The organism is Methanobrevibacter sp. DSM 116169 (genome assembly GCF_046197865.1).
Taxonomy (GTDB): domain Archaea; phylum Methanobacteriota; class Methanobacteria; order Methanobacteriales; family Methanobacteriaceae; genus JAHKLT01.
Genome location: NZ_CP166990.1, coordinates 1 through 13404 on the forward strand (window position 1 = coordinate 1; position 13404 = coordinate 13404).

At 26.4% G+C, this 13404-nt stretch carries 13 protein-coding genes; 9 read left to right on the forward strand and 4 right to left on the reverse strand.

Translation table 11 applies throughout. The features are described from left to right. The gene (locus ACA134_RS00005; protein WP_409200146.1) at positions 1 to 1152 is read left to right on the forward strand and encodes a Cdc6/Cdc18 family protein; all 1152 of its coding nucleotides are present in this window, start codon (positions 1 to 3) and stop codon (positions 1150 to 1152) included. Here ACA134_RS00005 and pyrB read toward each other — a convergent pair. Further along, positions 1145 to 2065, reverse strand: coding sequence for an aspartate carbamoyltransferase (pyrB, locus tag ACA134_RS00010; protein ID WP_409200147.1), 921 nt, complete (start codon positions 2063 to 2065; stop codon positions 1145 to 1147). The two genes, ACA134_RS00005 and pyrB, sit on opposite strands and share 8 nt — an antisense overlap. Before the next feature lie 35 nt (positions 2066 to 2100). Next, positions 2101 to 2961, reverse strand: a complete 861-nt coding sequence (gene hisG, locus ACA134_RS00015; RefSeq protein WP_409200148.1) for an ATP phosphoribosyltransferase — start codon at positions 2959 to 2961, stop codon at positions 2101 to 2103. A gap of 228 nt (positions 2962 to 3189) precedes the next feature. On the opposite strand from hisG, the gene ACA134_RS00020 reads away from it, so the two are divergent. The 8 genes from ACA134_RS00020 to ACA134_RS00055 all read left to right on the forward strand — a co-directional run bounded on the left by ACA134_RS00020 (position 3190) and on the right by ACA134_RS00055 (position 12348). Continuing rightward, positions 3190 to 3396: a histone family protein gene (locus ACA134_RS00020; RefSeq protein WP_409200149.1), complete on the forward strand. Its 207-nt coding sequence runs from the start codon at positions 3190 to 3192 to the stop codon at positions 3394 to 3396. Positions 3397 to 3630: 234 nt separating this feature from the next. Next, complete coding sequence (locus ACA134_RS00025) at positions 3631 to 6333, forward strand: beta strand repeat-containing protein (protein ID WP_409200150.1); 2703 nt, start codon at positions 3631 to 3633, stop codon at positions 6331 to 6333. A 151-nt stretch (positions 6334 to 6484) separates the two neighbouring features. After that, positions 6485 to 6712 carry a hypothetical protein gene (locus ACA134_RS00030; protein ID WP_409200151.1) on the forward strand — a complete coding sequence of 76 codons (228 nt, stop codon included), beginning with the start codon at positions 6485 to 6487 and terminating at the stop codon, positions 6710 to 6712. Beyond that, positions 6709 to 7110, forward strand: a complete 402-nt coding sequence (locus ACA134_RS00035; protein ID WP_409200152.1) for a type II toxin-antitoxin system VapC family toxin — start codon at positions 6709 to 6711, stop codon at positions 7108 to 7110. The genes ACA134_RS00030 and ACA134_RS00035 overlap by 4 nt, the downstream gene beginning before the upstream one ends. A gap of 224 nt (positions 7111 to 7334) precedes the next feature. Continuing rightward, a complete protein-coding gene (locus ACA134_RS00040; protein ID WP_409200141.1) occupies positions 7335 to 8915 on the forward strand; it encodes a hypothetical protein in 1581 nt (526 codons plus the stop codon). A gap of 109 nt (positions 8916 to 9024) precedes the next feature. Further along, entirely contained in the window at positions 9025 to 10407 is a 1383-nt protein-coding gene (gatA, locus tag ACA134_RS00045; RefSeq protein ID WP_409200153.1) for an Asp-tRNA(Asn)/Glu-tRNA(Gln) amidotransferase subunit GatA, read from the forward strand. Positions 10408 to 10415: 8 nt separating this feature from the next. Continuing rightward, positions 10416 to 11906: a DJ-1/PfpI family protein gene (locus ACA134_RS00050; protein ID WP_409200154.1), complete on the forward strand. Its 1491-nt coding sequence runs from the start codon at positions 10416 to 10418 to the stop codon at positions 11904 to 11906. Positions 11907 to 11910: 4 nt separating this feature from the next. Beyond that, the gene (locus ACA134_RS00055) at positions 11911 to 12348 is read left to right on the forward strand and encodes a hypothetical protein (RefSeq protein ID WP_409200155.1); all 438 of its coding nucleotides are present in this window, start codon (positions 11911 to 11913) and stop codon (positions 12346 to 12348) included. On the opposite strand, the gene ribB is transcribed toward ACA134_RS00055, so the two are convergent. Both ribB and ACA134_RS00065 read right to left on the reverse strand, forming a co-directional pair. Beyond that, positions 12345 to 13013, reverse strand: a complete 669-nt coding sequence (ribB, locus tag ACA134_RS00060; protein WP_409200156.1) for a 3,4-dihydroxy-2-butanone-4-phosphate synthase — start codon at positions 13011 to 13013, stop codon at positions 12345 to 12347. The genes ACA134_RS00055 and ribB overlap by 4 nt on opposite strands. Position 13014: 1 nt before the next feature. Further along, on the reverse strand, positions 13015 to 13398 hold the full coding sequence (locus ACA134_RS00065; RefSeq protein ID WP_409200157.1) for a DUF120 domain-containing protein: 384 nt from the start codon (positions 13396 to 13398) through the stop codon (positions 13015 to 13017). Positions 13399 to 13404 lie beyond the last annotated feature (6 nt).

A 13404-nucleotide genomic window follows, 5' to 3' on the forward strand; every position in this document is an offset into this window, starting at 1 on the left:
ATGGGAAACATATTCGATAACTTATCAGGAGAAGAGTCAGTATTTAAAGATAAAACACCACTAGATCATAGATTTCTACCTGAAAAATTACCTCACAGACGAGATCAAATAACAAATATAGCAAAATACTGGATAGAAGCATTAAACAATGTAACACCATCTGATGTTACTATTTATGGAAAAACAGGAACTGGTAAAACTGCAGCTGCTAAATTTGCAAGAGACCAATTAAATGAAGCAGCAAAAAATAAGGATGTTTTTATTAAGGTTGAATATATTAGATGTACAGATTATACAACAGAATATCAAGTTATAGCTCAGCTATGTCAAAGATTAGGCCGTGATGTTCCTAATCGTGGTTGGACAAAAGGAGAAGTAGTAAACACATTTAGAAACATATTTAAACAAAATGCATTTGGAAAAAAACTTATTTTAATTGTAATTTTAGATGAAGTAGATATTTTACTTGAAAAAGATGGTGATGGAATACTTTATACATTAACTAGAACTGAAAATGTATCTATTTTATCAATTAGTAATTATGTTGATTTTAAAAAATTCATAAAACCTAGAGTGATGAGTAGCCTAAGGGATAAAGAAATAGTGTTTCCACCATATGGAGCAGATCAGCTAGCTGATATTTTAAAAGAACGTGCTAATCTTTCTTTTAAAGAAGATTCACTAAAAGATGATGTTATACCATTATGCTCTGCAATGGCTGCAAAAGAAGAAGGTGATGCAAGATATGCATTAGATCTTTTAAGAACAGCTGGTGAAATTGCCGATGATGAAGACTCAGATAAAATTCTAGGTGAATATGTTAGAACTGCAAAAGATAGAATTGAACACAATAAAATAACAGACATTATAATTACTTTACCTACTCAACAACAAAGAGTACTAGAAGCATTACTTAAGCTAACACAATCTGGTGAGGAAATCACTTCAGGTAAACTTTATGATACATATAAGGAAGTTTCAAAAGGAGATTCTGTAACATACAGACGTATTTTTGATTTTATAAATGAACTTGAAATGCTTGGAATAATATCAACTAATACTATATCACGTGGAAGAGGAAAAGGAAGAACTAATATTATTTCTTTACAATGTGATACAGACCTACTTCAAGAAACATTATATTCTATTTAATTAAATTTTTAAGTATTGCCATACGAACAGGAACAGCATTAAAAGCCTGTTCAAAGTATTTATTATATTTTGTATTATCGATATCAGCATCTATTTCATCAATTCTAGGTAATGGATGCATAACAATAAGATCTTTACCCTCAATTAAATTCTTATCTATTTTATAAGCACCTTTGATTTTTTGATATTCTTCTTCATCACCAAAACGCTCTTTTTGAATTCTAGTAACATATAAAACATCAACCTTATCAACAATTTCTTTTAAATCTTCTTTTTTATGGAACTTAATCTTGTTTTTTTCAAGATCATGTAAAATCTCATCAGGCATTTGAAGTTCTTTAGGAGATACAAAATACATTTCTGTATTATATAATCCTAATGCATAAGCTAGAGAATGTACAGTACGACCATATTTTAAATCCCCAATAAGAGCTATTTTTAAATTATTAATATCTTTAAATTCTTTTTTAATAGTATACAAATCAAGTAATGTTTGTGTTGGATGTTGACTTGCACCATCACCTGCATTTATTACAGGTACATTAACAATATCAGAGATAAATTTAGAAACACCTTCCATTTCATGGCGAATAACAAGGCCGTCACAATAAGCTTCAAACATTTTAGCAGTATCAGCTATACTTTCACCTTTAGAAACAGAACTAGTAATACTATTTTCAAAACCAATACACTCTCCACCAAGACGTTTCATAGCAGTTTCAAATGATAGCTTTGTTCGAGTTGATGGTTCAAAAAACATCATTCCAAGAATTTTTCCATCTAAAATATCAGATTTTTCTTCTGATGCAGCTATTTTTTCAAGTTTTAAAGCTTCATCAATAATAAAATCAATGTCTTCTCTTTTTAAATCTTTTATAGAAATAATATCATTAAAGTTAAAAATATTAATCAACTCTTTTTATAATTAAATTAATTTTATTATTTAAATTATATAATTCTTTCAATTGGAACTACTAAAATATCTTTTGCACCAGCATTTTTTAAATCATTTACAAGTTTAAAAACTTCATCTTCATCAATAACCGCCTGAACAGCAACAGTCTTCTCAGATGATAATACCTCAGATATTGTAGGGCCTGTCATAGAAGGCATAACTTTTTTAACACCTTCTAAATCTTCACTTTTAACATTCATCATAATAAGCTTCTTACGATCTGCATCAAGAACCCCTTTAATACTAGTAGTAATTGAATCAATTAATTCTTTTTTATTATTATAACTATCATGATTTGTAATAAGTTTTATAGAGCTATCTAAAATGATATCAATAACTTTCAAATGATTCATTCTTAAAGTTGTTCCAGTACTTGTTAAATCTGTTATTAAATCACTTACACCAATAAAAGGAGCAGCTTCTGTTGATCCGCTTAATTTAACAATTTTCAAATTTAAACCTTTTTCTTTTAGATATTTTTTTGTTAGATTTGGAAATTCACTAGCTATGGTCATTTCATCTGTAATATCATAAACTGAATTTATATCAGATTCCTCAGGAGATGCAAGAACAAGTTTAGTTTGACCAAATTTTAAATCAGTTAAAACTTTAATATCTGCACTAGCTTCATTTATAAGGTCTAGTCCAGTTATTCCCATATCAACTACACCATCTTCAACAAATTCTGGTATATCTGATGCACGAGCAAATAGCACATCAATGTTTTCATGATGTGTTTTTGAGAATAATTTCCTATTACTATTATCTTTTAATCCTAAACCAGCTTTTTCTAGTATTTCAATTGATGGTTCACTTATTCGTCCTTTTGATGGAATAGCTATTTTGATTTTCATTTTTACCTTCTCTTTTTTAAATTATAACTTAAAATTTTTTTTAAGTCTTTATAAAAGTAATTAATATCTACTTTGGTATTGATTATATAATAATTTTGTTAATTATACCTAATTTTAGTGGAAATATTTAAATATAAGGTTTTTTAAAAGTCATAGTACTTATTAATTATATTACCAATATGGAATTTAATAAGTGTTATTTAATTAAAAATATTTGAGGTGAAAATTATGTCTAATATACCAAAAGCTCCTATTGCAAGGATCATGAAAGAATCTGGTGCTGAAAGAATTAGTGAAGATGCAAAAGACGAATTAACTAACTATCTTGAAGAAGTAGCAGCAAATGTTTCTACAGAAGCTAAAAAAGCAGCTGAGTTTGCAAAACGTAAAACTATTAAAGCTGAAGATATTAAATTAGCTATTAAAAACTTATAAAATTTACATTAGCTATTTATTTATTAAATAGCTATATCACATCTTTTTTGAACTTTTTTTTAAAATACTTTTTTTACACTTGAAATACATCTCTAGTTAAATATTTTTTTATTAATATTTTTATTTTGTTTTAATTATTTGTATTTATATGAATGAATTTTTCTAAAGAATAATTTTATATCTTATTATATTCAAAAATAAGATTTATATTATAAGTTGGAGGTTTATTTTAAAATGTTTAGAAATAAAATTTTTATATTTTTTTTGGTTTTAGTTTTTTCTGTGGGTTTGGTGTCTGCAGAAGAAATTAGTGATATAGGAGAATGGGATTCATTTGATTTTTATTCTGATGATCTTGAAATTAATGATGATGTGAGGACTTATTCTGTTGCTGGTAATTTCACTTGTTTAGAACAAGAAATAATTAGTAAAGAAGTAGTTGATCTTGAAGGTAAAACAATTTTATATAATGATACAGGAAAATATACTGATGGTATAAGTATTAATAAGACGGTTACTATTAAAAATGGTATTATTGATGGAAACAATGAAGTAAGAATTTTCAATATTGTAAATGGTGGTAATTTAATTTTAGAAAACATAACACTACAAAACGGACACACAAATAGTAATGGTGGAGCAATCAACAATAATAATGGTGGTAATGTTACTATAAGTAATTCTACATTAAATAACAACACCGCAAGTAGTGGTGGAGCAATCTACAATAATGGTGGTAATGATTTTACTATAAATAATTCTACATTTAATAACAACACCGCAAACGTTGATGGTGGAGCAATCTACAATAATGGCGGTAATGATTTTACTATAAATAATTCTACATTTAATAACAACAGCGCAAGCAGTTGGGGTGGAGCAATCTCCAATAATGGCGGTAGTGATTTTAATATAAGTAATTCTACACTAAATAACAACAAAGCAAGCGATTATGGTGGAGCAATCTCCAATAATGGTGGTGATTTTACTATAAGTAATTCTACATTAAATAACAACAAAGCAAACTATTATGGTGGAGCAATCTTAAATAATGGCGGTAATGATTTTACTATAAATAATTCCACACTAAATAACAACACCGCAAACGTTGATGGTGGAGCAATCTACAATAATGGTGGTGATTTTACTATAAGTAATTCCACATTAAATAACAACACCGCAAGTAGTGGTGGAGCAATCTACAATCGTGGTATTTTGCTTGTGAGTGATTCTTTATTAAATAATTCAAGATATAATAATCATCTTATTTATAATGATCAAGGTGCTACTTTATTATTGAAGAATAATACTATGTTTAATGATTATTTTGAGCAAATTTATAATAATGGTAAAATAAATACTTTGGTTTATTTGATTATTTTAGGTAATGATACTTATTACGGTGTTCCTGGTGGAGATGTTCTTTTAAATGCTTTTTTAACTGATGATAATGGTAATGTTATTGTAGGTCAAAATATCACTTTATTTAATAACACTATTTTCAATGTTAATTTAACAGATTTTGAAGATGGATTATACACTAAAAATATCACATCACCAAATATTGGAAAATATCTAATTAATGGTACTTATATTGGTGGAACTAATATAACTGTGCAAACTGGCTTATTAGTTGTTAAAAATAATGCTACTTTTAATTTAAATGAAAATAACATGATTTATAATGAAAATCAAACAATAAAAATCACTACTAATGTTACTGGTAATATTACAATTATTTATAATGGTAAAAATCAAACACTAAATATTACAAATGGTGAAGTAATTTTCACAGATTTAAATTTACCAGTGGGAGAACATAATATCACAGTATTTTATTCTGGTGATGATAATTATTATCCAAAAACTTTTAACATTATAGTTAGTGTTTTAAAGTCTAATAAAACCAATATTAATGTCACTAATCCTAATATTGTAGCTAGTGAAAATCAAACCATTACTATTACTGTGGATTCTAATGCTACAGGTAATATAACTTTAAATATCAATAATAAAAATTACACAAATGAAATAATCAACGGCACAGTATCCTTTAATGTCACTGATTTAAATCCAGATAATTACACTGCAATCATCACATATCCTGGTGATAGTAATTATAATAGTTTTAATAAGATATTGAATATTACTATAGTTAAAAATAATGTTTTATTAGATGCTAATGACACTTTCTTGTTCTATAGAAATGGTACACAATATGTAGCTGTTTTAAAAGATTCTAATAATAATCCAATAGCTGGTGTGCTTATACAAGTTACTATTAATGGGGTGACTTATAATAGAACTACTAATAGTGATGGTGAAGTGTTCTTAAATATTAATTTAAGGCCTAATACTTACAATGTCACAGCAACATTTAATGGTTCAAGTAAATACTTTAATACATCAACCAATAACCTTGTTGTTGTTAATTCTACTTTAATAGCTGATGATCTTACTAAGTATTTCCGTAATGGATCACAATACACGGTTGAAGTTTTAGATAAAAAAGGAAACCCAATAAACAATACCATTGTTGAATTTAATATTAATGGAGTATTTTATAATAGAACAACAAATGAAAATGGTATAGCTACTTTAAATATTAATTTAGATCCAAACACTTATATTATAACAGCAAAGTGCAATGATTTAGAAATAAGTAATATAATTAAAGTTTTACCAATTCTAATAGGTGAAAACTTAAATAAGACATTTGGGGATAATGACACATATAATGTTGAAGTATTAGATGATCAGGGAAATAAAGTAATCAACCAAACAATACAAATCAACATCAACGGAATAATATATAACAGAACTTCAGATGATAATGGAATTGTAAAATTAAATATAAATTTAGATCCTGGATCATACATAGCTACAGCATCTTGGAAAGATTTCCATACAAGCAACATAATAACAGTAAAAAAATAGTGGAAATTAAACCTTTCCACATTCTTTTTTTTAAATTATCATTTTTTAAGCATTTTAATCTTTTTAAATTAGAAAAACTTTTTAATTTTTTCTTAAAAACTGTTAATTATATATATGACTGTTAATATAATAATAACTATCAGATGATATTATGACTGTCACAACTAAAATATATAAAAACAATCAAACAGCAGTTCCATCTTTCATGAGAAAAAAATTTAATTTAGGAGATGGTGATTTAATAGAATGGTCTATTGATGAGAAGGGAGAACCTAAAATAAGTTTTAGAAAAAAAATGAAATTAGAAGACATTATGGGTAGTGTGAAATTGGGATATAAAACTGATTCTGTTGAACTAAAAAAGGAGTTATATAAATGAAAGTATTTTTAGACAGTTCATTTTTAATAGCTTTTGTTTTAAAAGATGATTCTAATTTCAACAAAGCTTTTAAACTATATGAAGATAATATTTTTAATAATGAATGTTATATTAGTAACCTTATAATTAATGAAATTATTACAGTAATTGGAAATAAAGGATCATTACAAGATGCTATAAATAATTACTATGTATTTAAAGATAATTTCAATATATTAAATGAATATGAAATATCTAATTTTAATGATAATGTAATAAATACATATAAAAAACACAATACAAAACTATCTTTTAGGAATTGCATAATAATAGAAATTATGAGAGCTAATGAAATAAACAACTTAGTTTCTTTTGATAAACAATTTAAAAAAGTAAAAAACATTAATTTAATTGAATAAAAGCTATTTTTAATAAATCTTAAAAAATAAATTTACAGTGCCAATTTAATACTTTTTTTGGCACTGTAAATTTTCACGGGTTTTGATTTTCTTTTTTGGATGGTTTTTTTTATTTTCTTGTTTTTTTATTTTTTTTAGTGTTTTGTCTTTATTTTTTGTATTGGTTTGTGATATTGTTTGTGTATTGTGTTTTTAATAATTTATATTGGTTATATTTATATAGTATGAGTTATATATTATTAATTATGAATATTGTTAATATTTTACCTTTTAAAAAGATATTTAGGGAGAATCAAACTTATTTGGATGATTTTGTTCGGTTAGATATTGATTTTGAACCTTTTTTTAAGAGGAATAAAAAGTATTGTGGTGATTCTATTGATTTAATAGATGAATTTCAAACAGTTTTATTGGAAAATATTGATGATATTAATAATATTGATGAATTTAAATCTTTTAATGATTTTAATGATAGTGATTCAAATGATGATCAGATTTTATTGGTTGATTTTGATGAAAATAATTTAGATTGGGGTGTAGGTGATTTTATGGTTGATAGACTTACTTTTAATGAATCTTTAAGAAACAATATTAAAAGAGGCTTTGGTATAGATATTTTTGAGGATGTAGAAGAATCTAATGTTATTTCTTATCCTGATAATCGTTTTGCAATGTTAAAAAGAATTTGTCCTCATTGTGGTGAATCTAATGCTAATGTTAAAGGATGGGAACGTAGGATTTATAAAACTAAAGAAAATAAATCTGTGGAATATTATCCTCAGTCTTATGTGTGTAATGAATGTGATAAATGGTTTATTACTCCTGTAGATTTTAAAGTAGATAAAGAATTAAAGGAGAAAAAGAAATTAGATGATAAAATACGTAAAATTCATGCAAATACTGGTTTATCATTTGATAAAATAGCAGAAGTGGTTGAAATTAGTATGAATATCAATGTAAGTCATGAATATGTTAGGAATGTGATTCAAAAAGAACATGATGAATTTGTTTATGAAACAGACATTGTTCCATTGCCTGGTGATTTTAAAAAAAAAGGTAAAACCTCACTAAAACGTGAGGTTACCGATTTAGGCATATTATTCATGTGTAAAAATAAAAAACATGCTAATTTTGGTCATATTACTGTTGATGAACTCTTTACAAATATTAATGGTCAAAAAAACTACTTAGTAACTATTTTTTCAAATGAAATAAAAGACATGCCCATATCTATTGCAATAACAAACACACGTCATTATGATGTTATAAATAAATTTTTTGATTTTACATTCGATAAAACACCAATCCAATCATTAACAAGCGATATGTTAGGAGTATACGGAAAAATAGCTGAAAATAAAAATATACCACAACAACAATGCATATTTCATTGGATGAAATACACCACAGACAAAATATTTGATGAAATTAAAAAAGAAAACATTCCAGAAAAAGATATCACTTATAATTTAATGATATTTACTGAAATGAAAGAAATACTCAGAAGTTTTGACGAAAATAAAACAAAAGAACTACTTGCAAAATATGAAAAAAACATATTTTTCATTGCAGATCCTATACAAAAAATCATGGATAAATTCTCCAAACAAAAAGACAAACTAACAGCATACTCTAAAGATAACAAAATTCGCAGAACCACAAGCCAAGCAGAAACATTCAACAGCCTACCACAAATAAGACATAAAAAACACACATCCAAAAAACCATGGTCATTACTACTATCACTATCCTCCACAATCAAATTCTACAAACCCAACCACAGAACACTACAAAACAGACAATAAAAAAAACAAAAACCCGTGAAAATTTACAGTGCCCTTTTTTTAAATATATATTTAAACCTTAAAAATTATAACTATTATTAATTTAATCTTATATTTACTAGGTGTTTTAATGAATATTTTTGAAAAATCACAAGCTATTAAAAATCAAGAAATTAAAGCTAAAGACAATGTAGAAGGCTTTATAAATACTATAAACAATACTAACAACTCAATTAATGCATTTTTAGAAATAAACAACGAAAATGCAATTAAAAAAGCAGAAGAAATTGATAAAAAAGCTCAAAATAAAGAAAATTTAGGATCTCTTGCAGGTTTAGTTTTTGCAATTAAAGCAAATATCAATGTAGAAGATTTTATTATTTCTGCTGCTTCTAAAACACTTGAAAATTATCAAGGTAGCTATAATGCAACTGTTGTAGATAAAATCTTAAAAGAAGATGGAATCATTTTAGGAATTACAAATATGGATGAGTTTGCTGCTGGAAGTTCATCTGAAACCTCTTTTTATGGAGTAACTGATAATCCTGCAGCACCTGGTAGAATTCCTGGCGGTTCAAGTGGAGGGAGTGCTGCTGCAATAGCTGGTGATATGTGTGATATTAGTTTAGGTTCTGATACTGGTGGTTCTATTCGTAATCCTGCATCCCATTGTGGTGTTATGGGTTTTAAACCTAGTTATGGAGCAGTTTCAAGACAAGGCCTTATTGATTTATCAATGAGCTTAGATCAAATTGGTCCTTTAGCTACTGATGCAACAGGAATAGCTCTTACATTAGATACAATTGTAGCACATGATCCATCAGAGTGTACTAGTATTGATTATGATAAACCTAATTTTACAGAAATTGCACTAGAAGCTAAAACATCAGAAAATCCTTTTGAAGGAGTTAAAATTGGTATTTGTGATGAGTTTAAAAATGTTACAGATGATAAAATTAATAAAATCGTTGATAAAAAAATCAATGAATTATCTTCTTTAGGTGCAGAAATTAATGAATTCTGTTTTAACTATATTGACTTATGTTTACCTACTTATTATTTAATTAATTATGTTGAGTTCTTCTCAGCTACTAGAAAGTATGATGGTAGAAAATATGGCCATAAAATTGAAGATGTTTGTGGTGATGAGGTTTTAAGAAGAATTGACATGGGTTCATATATCTCACAAAGAGAATTCAGTGGTAAATTCTATAAAGGAGCTTTAAAGGCAAGATCTTTAATTAAAAATGAGATTGATGAAATGTTAAAAGATACAGATCTTATTATGGGTCCTACTGTTCCTAAATTACCTCATAAAATTGGTGAAAAATTAGATCCTATGGAAATGTATGCATACGATGTATTAACTGTAATAGCTAATTTATCAGGTATTCCTGCAGGATCTATGAAAGCAGGTGAAGTAGATGATATCCCTGTTGGCCTTCAAATTCAAGCTAAATCATTTGAAGATCATAAGATTATAAAGGCCTTCTCAGCTATTGAAGAATTATAAGGTTTATAATGAAAATTGGTATTACTTATATTAAAGGATCTCTTCCAGGTTTTGAAAATTTTGGTAATTTACCAACTGATATAGTAAATAATGAAGGATTAACTAATGGTATTAAAGCATCAAAAGAACTTGATGCACTAATTATTCCTGGTGGAACACTTTTAGAATCAGGAGATACATCAGAAAATCTTTTAAAAGAAATTAAACAAATAGCGAGTGATGGAAAACCAGTTATAGGAATATGTTCTGGTTTTCAACTTTTATCTAATTCAACTGATATTGGCCGCAACTCACCACGACCTATAATAAAAGAAGGTTTAGGTCTTATTGATTTAGATTTTTCACCTCTTGTTAGTAGTGATAAAGTTGAAGCTATTTCAACTACAAACTCTTTTTTAACAAAAAAAGACCAAAAAGTTACAGGTTTTCACTCTCATACTTATGGTAAAGCAGATGGAAATGCAAAAGCCTTATTTTATTCTAAAATTAAAAGAATGAATTATAAAGATACTGACTATAATATCTTATCTGGAGCTATTGGAGATAATGAAAATGTTTTAGGTACTCTAATTCATAATATTTTAGATGAAAATACGGAGGTAGTTCAAAACTTTTTTAATTTTCTAGATTTAGATGATAATCAAATAAATGATATTTACTTAAAAAATAAAGAGTTTAAAAACAAACTTAATTATGATTTAGGAATTAATTCTAATGTTAAAATTGAAAAACTCACCCAACCATTTTTAAAATTTAAAAATACTAAAAAAACATTAATGATTTTATCTACTGGTTCTGATTCTGGTAAAACTTTTATAACAACAGGCCTTGCTGGAGCATTAAGAAAAAGAGGTCTTAATGTAGGATTAATTAAAATCGGTCCAGATGTTAGAGATATTATTCCAGGATTATACTTAACTAAAGGTAAAATGGAAGATTTTTCATCTGTTAAAATTGGTCATATTGGTTGGATGGAAATTAATGAGATTATAAATCAATTAAATAACTCTAATTATGATATTATTTTAATTGAAGGAGTTATGAGTGCTTTTACAGGACTTTTAAATGAAAAAATACCTTATTCTGGAGCAGAAATAGCTGCATCTTCTAATATTCCTGTAATCTTAACAACGGGTGTTAATAAAGGAGGAATAGAATCTGCAGCTATTGATTTAATAGCTCATAAAAAACTTTTAGATTCATTAAATATCAATACTAAAGCTATTTTATTAAATAAAGTTTATAGTAAAGAAATTTTAAATGAAATTACACCATATATTGAAAAAGAAACTAATACTAAAGTATTGTCTATTGATAAAATAAAATTAGATAAAAGAGGAAATACTCCAGAAGTTGAAATTGACTATGATAAATTCTCTAGTTTAGCTTTAAATACAATTGAAGATAACTTAAATATTGAGAAAATAGCTAATATGAGTGAAATTCCAAAATTTAATAGATACTTATCTTTTGATGAAATTAAAAAAATATTTAGGTGATAATATGGCACTTACAATGCGTCCAGAGAGAAATGTTAAGTTGACAAAACAAGATAGAAATAAAGTAGCTAAGAAGATTAAAAGAGGTTGGAAATCTAAGGTGATGATTCCTGATTATAAACTTACAGATGATAATTCATTAACTATTCAATCTGATAAAATAAGAACTTCTATTAAAATTGTTAAAGTTTTAGATGATTGTATTTTAATTGAAAAAGCTATTGATGGTAAGAAAAATATTAAAATTACATGGGATAGAATAGCTTTTATTCAAAATAGTCGTGATTTAAAAGATGGTTTAAATATTTCAATTGTTGATGGAACTAATATTGAATTTTCAGTTTATTCTTCATTTAAAATTGATCAAACAAAAGATTATATAATTAATTATGTAAATCAAAAAAAATTAGATAATAATTCTAATCTTCAAATTCATAATTAATCTTTTAAATATTCATCAATTATATCTTGACCTTTAATAAATACTAAATCATGTTCATTAGCATATTTTTTAGCATCAGCTACTGAACGAGCATTTCCAGTTGCACCATCCATCATTTCACATACAACACAAACTGGTGTAACATCAGCTAATTTACATAATGCAAGTGCTATTTCAGTATGGCCTTGTCTATTTTTAACTAAACCTTCACTTCCTCTAAGTAGTGATACATGACCAGGAGATCTAAATTCTTTACCAAAATCATTAAATCTTTTATCAGCACATAATTCAGCCAGTTTACTTATGGTCATAGCTCTATCATTATCAGTTATTCCTGTAAATGTTTTCCTGTGATTTGCCCATACAGAAAATGAACTTCTCTCATCATATGGAATATCGTTTGGTGCAAGTTTATCTAAAACAGGGTATTTATCTGATGCTGCATTCATAATATCATTCATAAATGGTAAACCTAAATTATCGCAAAATTCAGGATCTATACAATTACAGATTAAACCACCTGCATCTATTCTCATTTGTGCAACTTCTTTATTTGTAACAAACTCAGAAGCTATTACCATATCTGTTTCTCCTTCACGATCATCATCATCATAAATTAAAACAAATTTACCATTTTTTATTGCATCAATTGCATCATTTAACACATTACCACTCCTTAAATTTTAAATTAACTTTATCATTATCTTTTAAATTTAATTTTTCTCTTAGTTTTTCTTTTGAAATAAATTCTAAATAGTTTGTATCATGACTGGTTTTCTCTGGAAATACAATAGCCCCATTAATTTCATTATTTAATATAGCTTTAATGTATTTAACTCCTCCAAAATTATCTTCACCTTTAATTTTACTTTTACAGCTGTCTTTAATATTATTTATTTCATCTATATATTCATCAGGCACTATAATGTTTAATGTTCCGGGATATGCCTTAAAATCTAATTTTTCCTTAAACTTTAAACTATAAAATTCTTGTGATAAAAATTCTCTACCTCTTCCATATCCCGTTGTTACAATACCATCAATTTCCATTAATAT